17 protein-coding genes and 1 pseudogene are annotated in these 18,071 nt (G+C 67.2%); 10 read left to right on the top strand and 8 right to left on the bottom strand.

Translation table 11 applies throughout. The annotated features are described in order from the left end of the window. Positions 1 to 145: 145 nt before the first annotated feature. Positions 146 to 841 (bottom strand): class I SAM-dependent methyltransferase, encoded by a 696-nt coding sequence (locus ACWDTI_RS19595; protein WP_449739788.1) that lies wholly within the window; start codon positions 839 to 841, stop codon positions 146 to 148. A gap of 49 nt (positions 842 to 890) precedes the next feature. Between ACWDTI_RS19595 and ACWDTI_RS19600 the strand changes: the two genes are divergently transcribed. The 6 genes and pseudogenes from ACWDTI_RS19600 (at position 891) to ACWDTI_RS19625 (ending at position 5,644) form a co-directional block, all read left to right on the top strand. Beyond that, positions 891 to 1,859, top strand: coding sequence for an NADPH:quinone oxidoreductase family protein (locus ACWDTI_RS19600; RefSeq protein WP_449739789.1), 969 nt, complete (start codon positions 891 to 893; stop codon positions 1,857 to 1,859). Between the two features lie 59 nt (positions 1,860 to 1,918). Further along, a complete protein-coding gene (locus ACWDTI_RS19605) occupies positions 1,919 to 2,188 on the top strand; it encodes a DUF2277 domain-containing protein (RefSeq protein ID WP_449739790.1) in 270 nt (89 codons plus the stop codon). A gap of 219 nt (positions 2,189 to 2,407) precedes the next feature. Then, positions 2,408 to 2,560, top strand: a pseudogene (locus tag ACWDTI_RS19610) (type II toxin-antitoxin system VapB family antitoxin); the annotation flags it as partial. A 65-nt stretch (positions 2,561 to 2,625) separates the two neighbouring features. Beyond that, a complete protein-coding gene (locus ACWDTI_RS19615) occupies positions 2,626 to 3,039 on the top strand; it encodes a PIN domain-containing protein (RefSeq protein ID WP_449739791.1) in 414 nt (137 codons plus the stop codon). A gap of 45 nt (positions 3,040 to 3,084) precedes the next feature. Then, the gene (locus ACWDTI_RS19620; protein WP_449739792.1) at positions 3,085 to 4,887 is read left to right on the top strand and encodes an ABC transporter substrate-binding protein/permease; all 1,803 of its coding nucleotides are present in this window, start codon (positions 3,085 to 3,087) and stop codon (positions 4,885 to 4,887) included. A gap of 1 nt (position 4,888) precedes the next feature. Next, on the top strand, positions 4,889 to 5,644 hold the full coding sequence (locus ACWDTI_RS19625) for an amino acid ABC transporter ATP-binding protein (RefSeq protein WP_449739793.1): 756 nt from the start codon (positions 4,889 to 4,891) through the stop codon (positions 5,642 to 5,644). A gap of 251 nt (positions 5,645 to 5,895) precedes the next feature. Here ACWDTI_RS19625 and ACWDTI_RS19630 read toward each other — a convergent pair whose 3' ends face one another. Continuing rightward, a complete protein-coding gene (locus ACWDTI_RS19630) occupies positions 5,896 to 6,819 on the bottom strand; it encodes an amidohydrolase family protein (protein ID WP_449739794.1) in 924 nt (307 codons plus the stop codon). Between the two features lie 10 nt (positions 6,820 to 6,829). Further along, positions 6,830 to 7,498: a PaaI family thioesterase gene (locus ACWDTI_RS19635; RefSeq protein ID WP_449739795.1), complete on the bottom strand. Its 669-nt coding sequence runs from the start codon at positions 7,496 to 7,498 to the stop codon at positions 6,830 to 6,832. Positions 7,499 to 7,617: 119 nt separating this feature from the next. Here ACWDTI_RS19635 and ACWDTI_RS19640 point away from each other — a divergent pair, with 119 nt between their 5' ends. The 4 genes from ACWDTI_RS19640 to ACWDTI_RS19655 are packed head-to-tail and all read left to right on the top strand — an operon-like array spanning position 7,618 to position 12,579. Continuing rightward, the gene (locus ACWDTI_RS19640; RefSeq protein ID WP_449739796.1) at positions 7,618 to 8,394 is read left to right on the top strand and encodes a lysophospholipid acyltransferase family protein; all 777 of its coding nucleotides are present in this window, start codon (positions 7,618 to 7,620) and stop codon (positions 8,392 to 8,394) included. Between the two features lie 12 nt (positions 8,395 to 8,406). Then, positions 8,407 to 10,071 carry an AMP-binding protein gene (locus ACWDTI_RS19645; protein ID WP_449739797.1) on the top strand — a complete coding sequence of 555 codons (1,665 nt, stop codon included), beginning with the start codon at positions 8,407 to 8,409 and terminating at the stop codon, positions 10,069 to 10,071. 1 nt (position 10,072) lies between these two features. Next, on the top strand, positions 10,073 to 11,458 hold the full coding sequence (locus tag ACWDTI_RS19650; RefSeq protein WP_449739798.1) for a wax ester/triacylglycerol synthase domain-containing protein: 1,386 nt from the start codon (positions 10,073 to 10,075) through the stop codon (positions 11,456 to 11,458). Beyond that, positions 11,455 to 12,579: an alpha/beta hydrolase gene (locus ACWDTI_RS19655; protein WP_449739799.1), complete on the top strand. Its 1,125-nt coding sequence runs from the start codon at positions 11,455 to 11,457 to the stop codon at positions 12,577 to 12,579. Before ACWDTI_RS19650 ends, ACWDTI_RS19655 begins: the two co-directional genes overlap by 4 nt. 322 nt (positions 12,580 to 12,901) lie before the next feature. On the opposite strand, the gene ACWDTI_RS19660 is transcribed toward ACWDTI_RS19655, so the two are convergent. The 5 genes from ACWDTI_RS19660 to ACWDTI_RS19680 form a co-directional block, all read right to left on the bottom strand. Beyond that, positions 12,902 to 14,272, bottom strand: a complete 1,371-nt coding sequence (locus ACWDTI_RS19660; protein WP_449739800.1) for an alpha/beta hydrolase domain-containing protein — start codon at positions 14,270 to 14,272, stop codon at positions 12,902 to 12,904. Beyond that, positions 14,269 to 14,655 (bottom strand): carboxymuconolactone decarboxylase family protein, encoded by a 387-nt coding sequence (locus ACWDTI_RS19665; protein WP_449739801.1) that lies wholly within the window; start codon positions 14,653 to 14,655, stop codon positions 14,269 to 14,271. The genes ACWDTI_RS19660 and ACWDTI_RS19665 overlap by 4 nt, the downstream gene beginning before the upstream one ends. Then, positions 14,652 to 15,527, bottom strand: coding sequence for an NAD(P)-dependent oxidoreductase (locus tag ACWDTI_RS19670; RefSeq protein ID WP_449739802.1), 876 nt, complete (start codon positions 15,525 to 15,527; stop codon positions 14,652 to 14,654). The genes ACWDTI_RS19665 and ACWDTI_RS19670 overlap by 4 nt, the downstream gene beginning before the upstream one ends. Further along, positions 15,524 to 16,258 (bottom strand): SDR family oxidoreductase, encoded by a 735-nt coding sequence (locus ACWDTI_RS19675; protein WP_449739803.1) that lies wholly within the window; start codon positions 16,256 to 16,258, stop codon positions 15,524 to 15,526. The genes ACWDTI_RS19670 and ACWDTI_RS19675 overlap by 4 nt, the downstream gene beginning before the upstream one ends. Positions 16,259 to 16,555: 297 nt before the next feature. Next, the gene (locus tag ACWDTI_RS19680; protein WP_449739804.1) at positions 16,556 to 18,022 is read right to left on the bottom strand and encodes an aldehyde dehydrogenase; all 1,467 of its coding nucleotides are present in this window, start codon (positions 18,020 to 18,022) and stop codon (positions 16,556 to 16,558) included. Between the last annotated feature and the right edge of the window lie 49 nt (positions 18,023 to 18,071).

The raw sequence follows: 18,071 nt of genomic DNA on the forward strand, positions 1-18,071 counted from the left end.
AGTCTGCCACCGGTGTTGCACCTGACTCATCACTACTCCATCCCCCGCACCCACCACCAGCACCTGTCTCACAACCATGCTGGCAGCCGACGAGTTCGCGGAGGGTTCTTGCAAAGCGGGAGGAAGAACGGTCCGACTGTGCCAGCTACCGCACCGGAAGCGCCGCCCCGACCTCACCGCCGTCGCGCCGCAGGACGCGCAGCGACCCCTCGGCGCGCACCTCGGTGAACTGTCCGGTGGCCAGCGCCTGGCAGTAGATCTCGTACGGCGGACGGCCACCGTCGGCGGGATCGGGGAAGACGTCGTGGATCAGCAGCGCGCCACCGATGCGCACCCACTTGGCCCAGCCGTCGAAGTCGTTCTGCGCGGCTTCCATGCTGTGCCCGCCGTCGATGAACACGAAGTCCGCCGGCTTGCCCCACATCCGCGCCGCCATCGTGGAGCCTGCGAGCATGCCGATCACCGTCTTCTCCAGGCCGGCGTCGAACATGGTGCGACGGAACCGCGCCGACGTGTCCAGGGTGCCCGCATGGGGATCGACGAGCGAGGTGTCGTGATACTCCCAGCCCGGCTGATGCTCCTCGGATCCGCGATGGTGGTCGACGGTGACGATGATCGCTCCGTACGGCTCTGCGGCGGCCCCGAGATATACGGTGGACTTGCCGCAGTAGGTGCCGATCTCGATGCCGATCCGCGTCGAATTCGGTTGGGACAGATACTCGCCCGCGATCTCATAGAGGGTCATCGCCTCGTCGTGCGGCATGAAGCCGGGTGCCTCGGCGGCCACCGCCAGGCGCTGCGGAGAGGGGGTGTTCGGCGTCGTCGCCGACTGGGCTGGCATACCGGTGATCCTAGCGAACGCTCGGTTCCGGCCGCGTAGGGTGAGCCGTATGAAAGCACAAGTGCTCACCGAAGAGACCGGACCCGCAGGCCTGCAGCTGACCGAGGTCGACGACCCGACGCCCGCCGACGGGCAGGTTGTCGTCGACATCAAATCGTGCGGCATCTGCTTCCCCGACCTGCTGATGAGCCAGGGCAAGTACCAGCTGCGCGTGCCGACGCCGTTCACCCCTGGCACCGAGGTCGCCGGTGTGGTGTCGCAGGCGCCGGACGGGGGGTCGGTCAAGGTCGGCGACAAGGTGCTCGTCGCCTCGATCGTCGGTGGGTTCGCCGAGAAGGTCGCCGCCTCCCCGGCGCAGCTCCTGCCGCTGCCTGAAGGGCTGACCTTCGACCAGGGCGCCGCGATGGGCATCAACTATCAGACCGCGTTGTTCGCCCTCAAGGTCCGCGCGCAGACCGCGCCCGGTGAGGTCGTCGGCGTACTCGGCGCGGCCGGCGGTGTCGGCACTGCGTCGATCATGGTGGCAAAGGCCATGGGCGCCAAGGTGATTGCCATCGTGCACCGCAAGGGTGCCGAGGAGCTGCTGCGCGGTGCCGGGGCCGATGAGATCGTGCAACTCGAAGAGGGCTGGGGCAAGAAGCTCAAGGAGATCGTGCCCGAGGGCGTCGACGTGATGATCGACCCGTCCGGTGGTGAGGTCTTCGACGAGGCGCTGCGCCAGGTCGCGCCCGACGGCCGTTACGTGGTCATCGGATTCGCCGCCGGCGGCATCCCCACCGTCAAGCTCAACCGGGTGCTGTTCCGCAACATCGCGGTCGTCGGCGCCGCCTGGGGCGAGTACGTCCGCACGCATCCCGGCGTCCCCGAGCTGCTGCACGACGAACTCACCGAGATGATCGCGGCCGGCCTGCGGCCGCAGGTCAACAAGACTTACAGCCTCGACCAACTGCCCGAGGCGTTGACCGATCTCGCCGAAGGGCGGATCCTGGGGAAGGCGGTCGTCAAGATCGCGGAGTGACCACCTGCTCGCCAGCCATTGCGCCTGCTCAACGAGCGGTTACCGAGAGGAGCTACCCTATGTGCCGCAACATCACCGAACTGCGCGGCCTCGAGCCCGCGGCCACCGACGAGGAGATCGAAGCTGCGGCACGGCAATACATCCGCAAGGTGAGTGGTATCCGGCACCCGTCGGCCGCGAACATCGAGGCATTCGAGGCTGCGGTCCGGACGGTCACCCAGGCCACCCACGAACTGCTCGACGCGCTGCCGGAGCGGCGGCAACCGCCCAAAACGGTGCCGCCGCTGCGTCGGCCGGAGGTGCGGGCGAGGATCGCGGCGCGGGGCTGACCTTCCTCCTCGACGGAGCCGATGATCCGCCAATCCCTCGGAGAAGCAATGGGAGAGAACCCCTTCGACGGAACCGACTTCGGGGTGGCGGCGTCTGAACCATTGAACCCGGGCAGGGAATGACGCCTGCCCGGCGATTTACGGGCGCGGCTCAAGCACGTCAGGAGTATGTTGGTCATGTTTAGACAGCTTGCTCATCACCAACATGCGGAGGCTGCAATGGCGGTGACACAGATCGACCTCGATGACGACGCGCTGGCGGAAGTGATGCGGATCGCCGGAGTACATACAAAGAAGGAGGCAGTGAATCTCGCGTTGCGCGACTACGTCGCGCGGTCTCGGCGCATCGAGGCGCTCGTGCGCTCGCGCGAAGACGCGAAGAATTGGGATTATGAGGGCTGGCGTGAGGCGAGGGCCGATGAGAAGCGCATCGGCGAATGATCAGGTTTCTGGCCGATTCGTCGGCGATATGGCGGCTCCAACGACATCCTGAGCTCACCGAGCGGTGGAACGACGCCCTTCACAACGGGTCCGTCGGATCGTGTGCACCGCAACGTGCTGAGTTCCGTCGAGCGGCACGCAATGTGTCCGAGATCGACCAGATGGACGCCGCTTTTCGCGACATCTACCCTGACGTCCCCGTACCGAAGCATGTCTGGTCGTGGATTGACTCGGCGCAGTATCGACTGGCGGGAATCGGCGCAGCGCGGGCGCTGTCGGTTGTTGACTTGTTGATCTGCGGTACCGCCGCGGCGCACGGGTTGGTCATTCTGCACGACGACGCTGACTACGAGTTGGCCGCGGGCCACCTACCCGACGTCACTGCTCGACGCATTGTCGAATCTGCGTGACCCGAACTGTTGGGCATCGAGTCTCGGCTCGATAGGGTGACACCGGTGACCGCCACACGTCGAAACTCTGCGCGCCTCGCCGCCCTGGCCGTCGTCGCCACCCTGGTCGCCCTGTTGGTCGCGATCACCGGCCCGAGCCCGCGGGCGAGCGCAGCGCCCGCCGACAACTGCTCACCGCCGGGCGAGAATTCGGCATCCGCCGCCCCGACCAACCTGGCCGCGGCAGAGAAGGGCGCCGAGGACCGCTACACCACGGCCACGACGACGCCGATCGACCAGCTCGACGTCAACAACCTCGGCCTGATCACCCCCGGCACCATCTCGGTCGGCACGCTCTCCGATGCCGGCCCCAGTATCTGCGTCAATAGCCAGGGCGTGTTCACCGGCTTCGACAACGAACTCCTCAAGGCGGTCGCCGCCAAACTCGGCCTGAAGATCCAGTTCGCCGGCACCGAGTTCTCCGGGCTGCTGTCGCAGGTGGCCAACCACCGGTTCGATGTCGGGTCGTCGTCGATCACCACCACCGACGAACGCCGCAAGACCGTCGCCTTCACCAACGGCTACGACTTCGGCTACTTCTCGCTCGTCGTGCCCGCCGGCAGCGACATCAAGGGTTTCGCAAACCTGAACTCCGGCACCCGAATCGGAGTCGTGCAGGGCACCGTGCAGGACGACTACGTGGTCAACACCCTGCACCTGGACCCGGTGAAGTTCCCCGACTACGCCACCGCCTACGCGAACCTCAAGACCGGTCAGATCGACGCGTGGGTCGCGCCGTCGCAACAGGCGCAGGGCGCGGTCAAACCGGGCGACGGCACCACGATCGTGGAAAACACGTTCAGCGTGAACAACTTCGTCGCCTGGGCCGTCGCCCGCGACAAGCCGAAACTCGTCGAGGCCCTCAACTCGGGACTCGACGCGATCATCGCCGACGGCACCTACGCCAAGCTGTACAGCGACTGGGTGCCGCGGGAACTGCCGACCGGCTGGAAGCCGGGCAGCAAGGCTGCACCCGAACCACAGCTGCCGGACTTCGCGGCGATCGCACAAGCCAACGCCGGCAAGGAGGAAGACACCGGAACCACCGCCCCCAAAGGCACCCTCGCGCAACTCGGCTCCACCTTCTTCAACTGGGAGCTCTACAAGCAGGCCTTCCCCGATCTGATCAAGACCGGCCTGCCCAACACCATCATCCTGTCGGTGGTGTCGGGCGTCATCGGCACCGTGCTCGGGATGCTGCTGGCGGTCGCAGGCATCTCCCGATCCCGTTGGCTGCGTTGGCCCGCCCGCGTCTACACCGACATCTTCCGGGGGCTGCCCGCGGTGGTGGTCATCCTCATCGTGGGCCTGGGCGTCGGGCCGGTGGTCAAGAACCTCACCGGCAACAACCCCTACTGGCTCGGCGCGATCGCGCTCGCGCTACTCGCGGCCGCCTACATCGGGGAGATCTTCCGCTCCGGCATCCAGAGCGTCGACGAGGGACAGATGGAGGCCTCCCGCGCGATCGGTTTCTCCTACCGCTCCTCTATGCGCCTGGTGGTCATCCCCCAGGGGGTGCGCAGAGTGTTGCCCGCCTTGATGAATCAGTTCATCAGCCTGATCAAGGACAGCTCGCTGATCTACTTCCTCGGTCTGCTCGCCACCCAGCGGGAGCTGTTCGCCGTCGGCCGAGACCTCAACGCGCAGACGGGAAACCTGTCGCCGCTCGTCGCGGCGGGCATCATGTACCTGATCCTGACGGTGCCGCTCACGCACCTGGTGAACTACATCGACAAACGGTTGCGCACCGGCCGTCCGGTCGACGACGAACCGCTGCCCGTCACCGCCAGCCCGGTCCAGGAGGGATGACATGTCCACCGCCACATCGGAAAAGACTCGAGATGCCGTCTCGCTGACGGGGTCGGACCTCCACCTGTCCTTCGGCAAGAACCACGTGCTGCGCGGCGTCGACATCCACGTGGACGCGGGCAGTACCACCACAGTCATCGGGCCGTCGGGCTCGGGCAAGTCGACGCTCCTGCGGGTGCTCAACCGACTGCACGAACCCGACCGCGGTGACATCCTGCTCGACGGCCGCTCGGTGCTCGACGACAACCCCGACGAACTCCGACGACGCATCGGGATGGTCTTCCAGCACTTCAACCTGTTCCCGCACAAGACCGTTGCCGAGAATATCGCCCTCGGGCCGCACAAACTCCGCGGCCTGTCCAAGGACGAGGCGCGGGCGGTGGCGATGCGTCAACTCGAGGTGGTCGGGCTGACCAACAAGGCCGATTCCCGCCCGGGCAACCTCTCCGGTGGTCAGCAGCAGCGCGTCGCCATCGCCCGGGCACTCGCCATGGAACCCCAGGTGATGTTCTTCGACGAGGCGACCTCGGCGCTGGACCCGGAACTCGTGAAGGGCATCCTCGCGCTGATGACCGACCTGGCCGCCGAGGGCATGACGATGGTCGTCGTCACCCACGAGATGGGCTACGCGCGCACCGTCTCCGACAACGTCGTGTTCATGGATCACGGGGCGGTGGTGGAAACTGGTGCGCCGGAACAGATCTTCACCTCGGCGGAATCGGAACGGTTGCGCACCTTCCTGTCCCAGGTGCTCTAGACAACTGGGCGCCGTTTACCGTTGAGTGGGCGCAGTTCTTCGTTGGGTGGGCGCTGTTTTTCGTTGGGTGGGTGCCGTTTACCGTTGAGTGGGCACAGTTTTTCGTTGGGTGGGCGTCGTCGGAAGAGTGCGCGTGTCCGGTCGCGAGAGTGGCGCCCGGTCAGCCCGAAACGGTGCCCGCTCAACGGGATCGGGCGCACGGTCGACGGGGTCGGGCGCACGGTCGACGGGGCGCGGACCTGGGCCAGGTGCTAGGAGATGCCGAACAGTTGTGCGGCGTTGTCGTGCAGTACGCGGCGCAGCCAGTCGTCGCCGAGGTCGAGGCGCACCACGGCCTCGAGCGCATGCAGATAGCCGTACGGGATGTTCGGATAGTCGCTGCCGAACAGTATCTTGTCCCCGGCATCGCGCAGTCGACCGTACGCGTCGCTCGGGAACGGCACGTCGGCCTCGACGAAGTCGGTGAACGCCATCGTGGTGTCCAGCCGGACATTCGGATACCGCTCCGCGAGATCCAGGAACTCGCTGTACTCGGGCATCCCCATGTGTGCGACGATCAGCGGCAACGACGGAAAACGGTGCAGCAGAGTGCGAATCGGCTCCGGCCCGGTGTAGGTGCCGGGTGCCGGACCGGAACCGCAGTGGATGATCACGGGCACCTGGCTGTCGGCGATCTGCGACCAGACGCCGTCGAGGAGTGGGTCGATCGGGGAGAAGCCGCCAACCTGGATGTGGCACTTGAAGACTCGTGCTCCGTGCGCGATGGCGCGGGACACGTACCCGGTGGCCTGCTTTTCCGGGTAGAAGGTCGCCGTGTGCAGACAGTCGGGGTGGTGCCGCGCGAAGTCGTCGGCCCAGCCGTTGAGCCACTCCGCCATATCCGGTTTGTGGGGGTAGACGAGCGACGAATACGCGCGAACCCCGAAGGCCTGCAGGCCCGCGACGCGCACATCCTCGTCGGCGCGGTAGGTGATCGGCCATTCCCGCCCGACGAGCGGCCCGGCCGAGTCGAAGTAGGCCCATACCTTGTCCATCACCGGCTTGGGCATGAAGTGGGTGTGGACGTCGATGAGGCCGGGCAGGCCGAGGCGGTCGGTGACCGCCCGTACCGCGGCGGCCTCGTCACCGTCGAATCCGGATGGAGTGCCCTCAGGGAGGTGAACTGCGTCGGTCACCTGCCTGACGCTACTCCGAAGGCGGATCGTCTTCCGCGCTGCGGGCGCTGTGCGGCATCGGCCCGTCCCACGACTTCGGCACGATGAACACGCCTTCGGCCGTCGCGGTCTGGCCGTCGGCGTCCGACAACGACCCGTGCACGATCTTCTTGCGGCGGTCGCGTTCGACGATGACCGCCTCGGCGTGCAGCCGGCCGAGCGGGGTCGGGCGCAGATAGCGCACCGAGATGGTCCCGGTGTAGCAGGGAACGTTGTCGGCGCTGCCCGCCTCGCCGAGGACCTGGTCGAGCACGAGTGCGCAGACACCGCCGTGGACATGTCCCGGCGGACCTTCGTAGGCGGCGCGCAGGGTGAAGTCGGCGGTCACCTGGCCGTCGGGGTGCCGGACGGTGTTCAGCGGGGGAGCGATCGCATTGCGCATCCCGATGACCGCGTTACCCCACGGCATCCCCTCGAGGCCGGGCGTGTAGCGCACCCCGTACGCCCCGTCCATCTGCGCGGCTCGCAAGCGGTGTGTGGCGTCGGCGATCGTCTGCTGGACCTCGCGGATCGTGTCGTCGTCCACCTCGGTGCGGATGGTGGCGTCGATCAATTCGCGCACCGCGGCGGTCAGCGGTTCGAACACGGCGCGACGCCGCGCGATCTCGGCGTCCGAGATGTCCTCCAAGGTGAACTCCACGGCACTCCTACCTGGGATGTCACGGTGTGGCATTGGTTACTTCCGCTGGCCACCTGTACTAGAACGTGTTCTAATTTATCGGTAGAACACGTTCTAGTTTACTGGATCGGAGAAACGACATGGAAAGGCGCAACGAGAACTGGGTGCGGGCGGCTCTACCCGTCTTGCGCCTGGTCGCGAAGGGATACTTCCGCTCGGAGGTCAGCGGGATCGAGAAGGTGCCGGACGGTGGGGTACTCCTGGTCTCGAACCACTCGGGCGGCCTGCTCGCCTTTGACGTCCCGGTCATCACGGTGGCCTTCGCCGACGAATTCGGTGCCGGGCGCCCCCTGTTCACCCTCGCCCACGATCTGCTGTTCACCGGTCTGGGTGACGCGATCTTCTCCGGATTCGGGTTTCTGCGCGCCGACCCGCGCAACGCCGTCGACGTGCTGCGTGCCGGCGCGGCGACGATCGTCTTCCCCGGCGGCGATTGGGAGGCGATGCGTCCGACCCGGGAGAGTGCGTCGATCGACTTCCACGGCCGCACCGGCTACATCCGCACCGCCCTGGACGCCGGCGTCCCGATCGTGCCCATCGTGACGCTCGGCGGTCAGGAGACCCAGATCTTCCTCAACCGCGGCGAGGGGCTGGCCAAGTTCCTGCGCGCCGACCGCCTGCTGCGGATCAAGAGTGTGCCGCTGGGCCTCGGGTTGCCGTTCGGCATCACCGCCGGATTCCCGCCGAACGTCCCGCTGCCGTCGAAGCTCGTGACCCGGGTGCTCGACCCGATCGACATCCGCGCCGAGTTCGGCGACGACCCCGACATCGCCGAGGTCGACCGCGTCGTGCGCAAGCACATGCAGCACGCCCTCGACGACCTCGCCCGCAACCGCCGATTCCCCGTTCTCGGCTGAAGGAGGCCGACCATGGTCACACACGTCCGCGACCGCGCTGCCACCTCGCTCTGGCTGCTGTGCACGCTGATCCGCAGCGGCTTCCTCGGCTCGCTGCGCCCCGACCGTTATCTGCGCATGGGACTGGCCCTGCGCCGCCACGGAGGGGCATCACCGGTCAGCGGCATCGGACTCGCGGCGGCCCGCGACCCGAACGGACTCGCGCTCATCGACGAGGCGGGCGAACTCAGCTGGGGTGAACTCGATCGGCGTGCCGACGCCTTCGCGGCGGCCGTCGCGGCACTGCCCGGCGCACCGGTGCGCACGCTCGCGATCCTGTGCCGCAACCATCGGCACCTCGTCGAAACACTCACTGCCGGAACCCGGCTCGGCATCGACACGGTCCTGCTCAACACCGGCTTCGCCGCCCCGCAACTCGCCGACGTGCTCGCTCGGGAAGGTGCCGATCTCATCGTCGCCGACGACGAGTTCGCCGACCTCGTCGCCACGGCCACCCGCCGCAACCCGCGGCTGCGCGTCGTGCGGGCCTGGCCGGAACAGTGTGCCCCGGGCATCGAACCGGTCGGCAGCGTCGACGACCTCATCGCCGGTCACCGCGGCGAGCGGCCTGCTCGACCGGCCCGAGCCGGACGGATCGTGCTGCTCACCTCCGGTACCACCGGCACGCCCAAGGGTGCGCGGCGCGGCGGCAGCACCGACGTCTCGTCGCTGGCGGCCATCCTGGACCGGATTCCCTGGCGCTCAGGAGAATCCACCGTCATCGCGGCGCCCGCATTCCACGCCTGGGGATTCGGTCAGGTGGCGATCGCGGCCACCATGACGTCCACGATGATCATGCAGCGCAAGTTCGATCCGGCCGGCACCCTGGACCTTGTCCGCAAGCACGGAGCCACCGGACTTGCCGTGGTACCGGTGATGCTGGAGCGCATCATGGATCTGCCCGACGAGGAGCTCGACGCGCGGCCCATGCCGAGCCTGCGCTTCGTCACCGCGAGCGGCTCCCGGATGCGCCCGGACAGCCTGCTGGCGTTCATGGATCGCTTCGGCGACGTCATCTACAACAACTACAACGCGACCGAGGCCGGGCTGATCAGCACCGCCACCCCGGGCGACCTGCGCGCGGCGCCGGAGACCGCGGGCCGCCCGCTGCGCGGCACGCTCGTGCGCATCCTCGACGACGCCGACCGCGAGTTGCCGACGGGGGAGATCGGAAAGATCTTGGTGGCCAACAATTCCGGATTCGACGGCTACACCTCCGACGACACCAAGGCGTTCGCCGACGGCTACATGGTGTCCGGCGATGTGGGCCGCCTCGATGAGAACGGACGGCTGTTCGTGGTGGGCCGCGACGACGAGATGATCGTGTCCGGCGGCGAGAACGTCTACCCATTGGAGGTCGAGCAGGTCATCGGCACGCTGGAGGGCGTCAGCGAGGTCGCGGTGCTGGGTGTCGACGACGAACGGTTCGGCCAGCGGCTTGCCGCATTCGTCGTCCGTACGCCACAGACCCTCGTCGGACCCGACCAGATCCGGCAGCATGTGCGTGCCGAACTCGCCGGGTTCAAGGTCCCGCGCGACATCTACTTCCTCGACGAGTTGCCGCGCAACGCCACCGGCAAGGTCCTCAAACGCGAACTGCTCTCGTCCGCAACACACTCCGAACGGAAGGTGAGCTGACATGGAGCGGATGACCGGGCCCGACGCGCTGATGCTGAACATGGAGTCGCCGTCGACACCGATGCACACCCTCAAGGTGGCGATGCTCGACACGTCCCGACGGGGTCGTCCGGTCACGCTGGCCGAGCTTGCCGCCGTGCTGCCCGAGTACCTCGGAAGGTTCCCCCGCGCCGCGCAGCGACTGCAGTGGCTTGCCGGCTACGCCGCCCGGCCGTTCTGGGTGCACGACAACGACTTCGACGTCACCGCCCACCTCGACGAGCGGTCCGTCGAGGCACCCGGGTCCCGAGCCGACCTCGACGAGGTACTCGCCGATCTGGCCGTGCAACAACTTGATCGGGACCGACCCTTGTGGGCGCTGACATTGGTGGACGGACTCGCCGGCGGACGTCAGGCGATCGTCGTGCGTGTTCATCACGCGGTGGCCGACGGGCTCGGCGCACTCAACACGTTCATGGCGGCCACGACCGGGCAGGGCGGAAAGGTGCCGATCGCGCCGATCGCGGATCTCGATGTGACGCATGACCGTCGGACATTGTGGCAGGCGGCGCGCTCGGAATCCTGGCGACTGCTGCGCGGTGTGCCGACCGTCGTCTCCGACTTCGCCCGCGCGTCCCGCATCGGGCGTGACGCGGAACGCGTCCCGGTGCCGCTCACGGTGCGCCGCAACAGCTTCAACGCCCGAAGCGGAGCTCGGCGGGTGTGTGCGTCCGCGTCGATCCCGCTCGCGGCCGTGCAGCGGATCGCCGTGGCCACCGACACGACCGTGAACGGGGCGCTGCACGGGATCATCGCCGGCGCCCTGCGCGCGGAGCTACTTGCGCGCGGTGAAGAGGCGGGAGTTTCGGTGACGGTGTTCGGCGTCTGCCGGGATCTCACCTCCACCCGAACCCACGGCAATGAGATCGCCACGGCCGCTGCCTATCTCCGCTCTGATCTCGCCGATCCGGTGGAGCGGGTGGTCGAGACGGCGGCGAGTTGCGCGGCGACGGTGCGTCGTCGACGAGACATCGGTTTCGACCTCACCGAGAAGGTCGCCACCTACACCGGACGCCTCGGGCCGGTCTTCCGCAGCCTGGCCGCGCATCGTGCGCCGTTGGTGATGAACAACATCACCACCGCGAACATGCCCGGCCCGCGCGAAACCCGCTGGGTCGGCGACATCGAGGTGGTCGACTGGATCTCGTTCGCGCTGGCGATCGCGCCGGCGGACGTGAATCTCACCGCCTACAGTTACGCCGGACGAATCAGCATGGGGCTCATCGCCACACCGGAATCCATGCCCGACCCCGCCGGTTTCCTGGAGCGGGTGCGGCAGGCGTTGGACGAACTGGAGGTCGCGTTGCACGTGCGGGAGTCGGCAGCGCTGGCGGGGGAGACCGCTTGATCGACTGGGAGTCGGGGTTGGCGCGCGTCGGACTGTTCGCCGACGTGCTGCCCCGCGCGATCGCCAGCTCTCGGGTTGCCGGGCGTGGCGATGCGGCGACCGGATTGCCGGCCGCCGACCGCGGTGCCCGTGCCGTCGGGGAGACGGCGATCGACGAGTTGTTCATCGCCGTCAACTCGGTGATCCGGGACATCCCACCGCTGGAGTTGGTGGAGGCCGACGTTGCTCGCTGCGCCGAGGTCGCCGACGAGTTCGTGGCCCTCGGACCGAGCGGGATGCACGTGGAACCGTCTGCGCCGCAGATCCTCTCGCGGGATCGCAAGGTCTTCGGTACCACCGGGTTTCATCACATCGACTACGCCGTCGAGCCGAAGTTGCCGGAGTCCGTGGCGCTGCTCGACCCCTACGCCGACGGAGTGGCCTCGGTGCGGGTGCTGACACGCGGGCGCAGTCGACGGCGATGGTTGATCTGGGTGCACGGCGCCGCGCAGGGTCGCGCCGACGATCTGTATGCCTTCCATGCCGCGCACCTGCACAAGAGGCTCGGCTACGAGGTGGTCTTCCCGGTGCTCCCGGCCCACGGGCTCCGGCGGTTGCGGCCCGTGGCGTATCCGGGTTTCGATCCGTTGCTCAACGTGCTGATAACCGTGCGCGCCATCGCCGAGATCCGTTCCCTCATCACCTGGATCGAGAGTCACGAACCCGTCGAGATCACCATCGCCGGAACGTCTCTGGGTGGCCCCATCGCCGCGATGGTGGCGTCGGTCGACGAGCGCATCGACGCGGTGCTGGCCGTGGTGCCGATGCTCGGCATGCACGACACACTCGCCCATCACATGGCGCGCGGCGGGTCCAAGGGGAGGGCCTTGTCGCGGCTGATGAGCAGCCAACCGGTGCGCGCGGTGTCGTCGGTGATCGATCCCCTGACCGTCGAGCCGGCGCCGAAACCGGACCGGCGCATGGTGATCGGTGCGCTCAACGACCGGGTCACCTCGGTGGCCGCGGCGCAACGACTGCACCGGCACTGGGGTGGACGCGTGCACTGGTACCGGGGAGGCCATGTGGGACATGCGATGTCGGGCGATGTGCGTCGTGCCACGGACGGGTTTCTGCGTCGCTAGCGGCGCAGTTTCGGTTCCCGCGGTTGGTCGAGTCAGTGACCGAGCGCAAGCGAGGGAGCACATCGAGACGACCTGTTTCGGCTTTCGCGGTGATCGAGTAAGTGACCGAGCGAGGGAACGCATCGAGAGCGTCTGTTTCGGTTCCCGCCGTTGGTTGGGTAGGTGACCGGGCGCGAGCGTGGGAACGCATCGAGAGCGTCTGTTTCGGCTCCCGCCGCAGTTGGTCGAGTAAGTGACCGAGCGCAAGCGAGGGAGCGCATCGAGACCACTGTTGACAGGCCGGAAGCGTGACCTCGCGCTCGGCTTGTTCGTCGAGTGCTCCTCAGGGGGCAGTTGGCGCCAAACCCTCGAGAATGTCCGGCCGCGCATCGGCGACGATCTCCTCGCGATCGGCGGCCAGGGCGAACCCGCCGGCGATCATGAGATCGGTTGCTGCATGATATTTCGCGAGATAATCGGCGGGATCGGCATAGCGCTGACTCAGCGCTTCGGCGGGGGCATCTGTGGTCGATCCGAAGAGCACACAGATGCGCGGTAGATCACCGGTCACCACACCGCTCAGCACTTGAGTCGGGGTGTCGACACAGGGCGTGCGCACCCCACCGAGAACGTTGCCGATTTCGTCGACGACGAATTCCGTTGTGCCGTTTGCGATGGTCACCTGCAGAGGGGCAGCACTCGGTGGCGTGGATGTGCCGGCAGCCCATTCATTCAGATGGTGTAGCGCCGCTCGCAGCGAAAAACGTTGCTGCCCACGGTTGACCGGAGTCGGACAGCCCAACATCTCCTCGTAAGGCCCGATCTGGTGCAGATCGGCGTGGGAGGTACCGGCGATCTCCCAGACCCGCAGGGTGTCGGAGTCGGGCTGCCGGGATCGGTGGAAGGCGAAGTTGGTGAGCACATCGGTCTCGGTCTGCACGATGAACACCGGGATGCCGAGGTCCTCGCGGATGGTCGTCGGCTCGCCGTCGAACACGGTGTTGACGGGGATGCCGCGACCGACCTCGCCGAGCGGCATGCCGGCGGCCGCGCGACTGTGGATCAGTATGCCGTCGAACACCTTGTGCTGCGCGGCAAAGAGATTCGCGTACGTGGTCAGGGCCATCGCGGATTGTGATTCACCGACCGCCAGCGTTCGACGTACCGACAGGCCCGCCAGAGGATGATCGTCGGATGGGGAGCTCAGTGCGCTCCCGACGACGCCGAAGATGTCGAAGCAGTAGGCATCCCCCGGATGATGGAGTCCCGCATACCGTTCGGGATCCTTGTCCGCCAGACTCCGTGGCGCCGACTGGTCGAGTCCGCCGACCGAGCCGCGTCCGCCGGCGATCCCGATGTACTGGGCGGACACACCGGCCCAGGCGTAACCACTGCGAACGAGTTCCTCGGCCAGGTAGGTGTAATCGGGTGCTGCATCCGCGCCGGAACTCACGTTGAGCCACTCGACGACGACGGTGCCGTTGAAGTCGGCAGCGCGCTCCGGACGGCGGACCAGCACCCGGGTGGTGAAGGAGTCCTCGCCCGCCGGGGCGACCGCCGAATCGCCGCGCACCTCCATTCGGATCGCTGATCCGCTTGCGGCGTACTCATTTTCGCGGTATCCGTGCACGACGAGATCGGGCCCCGGGTGGGCGCTGACGATCGAGCAGCCGTTGCCGCCCGTCAGCTCGCGAAACGTGATGGCAGAGGTCATTTCTGGCTCTTACGATGCTTCTTGATCACCTCGCCGAACATCATGTTCATCTTGGTGCCGATCGGCCAGCCGACGTAGTAGCACAGGAACAGCGCGATCTCCTCGAGTTGCTCCGGCGTCAACTCCCCGTTCCCGAGTGCCGCACCCGCCTGGATCTCGGCGATGTCGATCTGGCCTCCGGCGGCCAGAGCGCCCAACAGCAGGAGGCGCCGGTCCCGAATGGAGAGTCCCTCCCGTGACCACACCTCGGCGAAGAGTTGATCGGCAGTGTGTGCGAAATGTAGACCGGGCCCGTCGGACATCTCCCAGCCGTAGACCTTCGACATCATCTCCAGACCGCGAGCACGTCGCTCGGTCTGAGGCGTCTCCTCGACGTCGGTCATGACGGATCTCCTTCATCGTGGGGCACGCCGAGCGCCGCGGCCAGGTCGCGATAGGCGGTCTGTGCCAGCGGAAGATCGACGCCGAGTTGACCGCCGAGGGCCAACGCGAGTGACAGGTCCTTCTCGCCCAGGGTACGCACGGGCAGGAAGATGTCACGCCAGAAATCACCGTCGGGGATCTCGGCCGTCGTGTCCCGCAACATGATCGCGCCGGCGCCACCGGTGATGGCGTCGGTGTGCCGCACGACCTTGCCGAGCTTGGTGATGTCGATACCCGCGGCTTCGGCGAGTCGGGATGCCTCGGCGGTCGCGGTGAAGGAGACGAAGTGCAGCAGGTTGCGGGCGAGCTTCATCTTTGTCCCCGCACCGATTTCGGGGCCGGCGTGGATCAGCATCTCCGCGGCGAGCGCGTACGGTTCCTCGATTTTCTCGTAGGAGTCGCGGGCGCCGCCAACCATGATCGCGAGTCGGCCCTGCTCGGCGGCCATCGCACCACCGGAGATCGGCGCATCGAGCAGGACGACGTCGCGCTCGGCGCACGCGGCCGCGAGATCCACTGCGGTTTCGGGGCTGATCGTCGAGTGGACGGCGATGATGGTGCCGGGCCGGGCGGACGACAGCAGCCCGCCGTCACCGGTGACCACCGTGCGTACCTGCTCGTCGTCGAGGACGCAGATACCGATGATGTCTGTGTCGGCGGCCAGCGCGGCCAGCGAATTCGACTTGTGGGCACCCTGATCCACCAGCTTGGCGACAGCCTCGTCGGACAGGTCGAAAACGGTCAGGCCGCCTGGCCACTTCGCGAGGCTGCCGGCCATCGGCCCACCGATGTTGCCGAGTCCGACATACCCGAGCCGGATCGATTCGCTCACGACCGGATGACCTGTCCGCCGTCGACGTTGAAGATCTGTCCGGTGACCCAGGATGCCTCGTCGGAGAGCAGGAACAGGCACATGCCGACCAGATCTTCTGGGGTGCCGAATCGCTTGAGCGGCAGGTGGTTCACGATGTCGTCGACCATCTCCTTCGGTGTGGTGGTGCGGGTCGCCTCGGTGTCGATGGGGCCGGGCGCGATGGCGTTCACGCGGATGTTCTGTCCGCCGAGTTCGGTGGCCAGCTGCTGGGTGAGGCCGTTGATGCCGACCTTCGCCAGTCCGTAGAAGCCGCTGTAGAGCCATGCAGCCGTGGAGGATTGGTTGACGATCGAACCGCCGCCCGTCATGTGCGGGTAGACGGCGCGGGTGACGTTGAGGGCGCCGTCGAGGTTGACGCTCATGAACTTCTTGTAGTAGTCCCACGGCACGGTGATCAGGAAGTCGAGCTTCATGCCGCCATAGATGGCGGCGTTGTTGACGAGGTAGTCGATGGTGCCGTAGGCGTCGACGGTGGCCTGGGCCAGTGCCTGCGCCGATTGTTCGTCGGCGACATCGGTGCTCACGTAGAGCCCGCCGATGTCCTCGGCCACCTGCTTGCCCTTCTCGTCGTTGAGGTCGGCGACGACGACCTTGGCGCCTTCGGCGGCCAGTGCGCGGGCATACGCCTCGCCGATGCCGCCGGCGGCGCCGGTGACGATGGCGACCTTGCCGGTGAAGCGGTTGGTCATGGGGTCTCCTTTGTGTGGTGGGTCCGGTGCGGTGATCTCGATGCGGCGCCTCGCTGCGCTCGGGGCCTTACTCGATCAGCGGGGGTGGTGGGGTGGGGTGGGGTGCGGTGATCTCGATGCGGCGCCTCGCTGCGCTCGGGGCCTTACTCGATCAGCGGGGGTGGTGGGGTGGGGTGGGGTGGGGTGCGGTGATCTCGATGCGGCGCCTCGCTGCGCTCGGGGCCTTTCTCGATCGGCGGGGGGGCGGGGTGGCGTGGGGTGGGCTCACTCGATCGGCGAGGGGGTGGGTGCCGGGGGTTAGGCCGGCCGCGCAACGGCTTTGGTCTCCAGATACTCCTCGAATCCCGCGACTCCCATCTCGCGACCGATGCCGGACTGCTTGTACCCGCCGAACGGGACGTCGGCGGAGTACCAGATGCCGCCGTTGACGCCCATGGTGCCGGTGCGAACTCCGTTGACCACGTGGTTGATCCGCTCCTCGTCGGTGCCGTACACCATGCCGGACAGCCCGTAGGGCGAGTCGTTGGCGATGCGGATGGCGTCGTCGTCGCCGTCGTGGGCGATGATCACCAGCACCGGCCCGAAGATCTCTTCCCGCGCCACGCGCGCAGAGTTGTCGAGGCCGGAGATCAACGTCGGCTCGACGAAGAAGCCCTTCTCCTTGTCGGCGGGCCGGCCGCCGCCGATCTCGATGGTGCCGCCCTCTTCCTTCGCGAGCGCGATGTAACCCTCGACGCGCTCCCGCTGCACAGCGGAAATCAATGGGCCGCAGATGGTTCCGGCATCGGTGGGGTCGCTCGCGGGTAGACCCGACATGGCGTCGCGGGTTGCGGCGATCGCCTCGTCGAGCTTCTCGCGCGGGACCAGCAGACGTGTGGTGATCGCGCAGCCTTGCCCGGCATGTGTGACGACCGCGAAAGCGGCCATCGCACAAGCGCTCGGCAGGTCGGCGTCGTCGAGGACGATGAACGCCGACTTGCCGCCGAGTTCGAGGAAGACCTTCTTCAGTGACTCCGACGCGGCGGCCATCACCTTCTTGCCCGTCGCGGTCGATCCGGTGAAGGAGACGATGTCGACGCGCGGGTCGGTCGACAGTTGCGCGCCGACGCTGTGGTCGCTGGAGGTGACGATGTTGACGACGCCAGGCGGGAAGTCGGTCTCCTCGGCGATGACCTTGCCGACCAGCGCCGCCGCCCACGGGGTGTCCGGCGCGGGTTTGAGCACCACGGTGCAGCCCGCGGCGAGCGCGGGGCCGATCTTGGCGAAGTTGATCTGATGCGGGAAATTCCACGGGGTGATCGCGCCGACGACACCGACGGCCTCCCGGCGGATCTCGCGATGATTCTTCAAACCCATCGGCTTGGCCTCGCCCAGATCCTCGGTCCACGTGAAGTTCTCGGCGAGATCGGCGAAGTAGCCGAGGTCGTTGACCGGCCCCTCGAACTGCGGACCGCTGGTCAGAAAGGTCGGGCAGCCGATCTCCTCGGTCGCCAGTGCCCGGAACTCGTCGGCATGCGCCAGCAGGGCATCGCGCAACTGCCTCAGGCAGCGCCCACGGAACGCATGATCGCGGGACCAGTCGGTGGTGTCGAAGGCGCGACGCGCGGCCGCGATCGCCGCATCCATGTCGGCGGCGGTGGCATCGGCGGCCCGGCCGATGATCTCCTCGGTGACGGGATTGAGGATGTCGAAAGTGCCGGCGCTGCCGGGCACGAGCTTGCCGTCGATCAGCAGGTCCGACGACGACGCGGGGCGAAGTGACATGGTCTGGAACTCCATCTGGACAGGTGTCTGGACTCGCGTTCAAACCTAG

The sequence above is a fragment of the Gordonia sp. NPDC003424 genome (genome assembly GCF_053588655.1).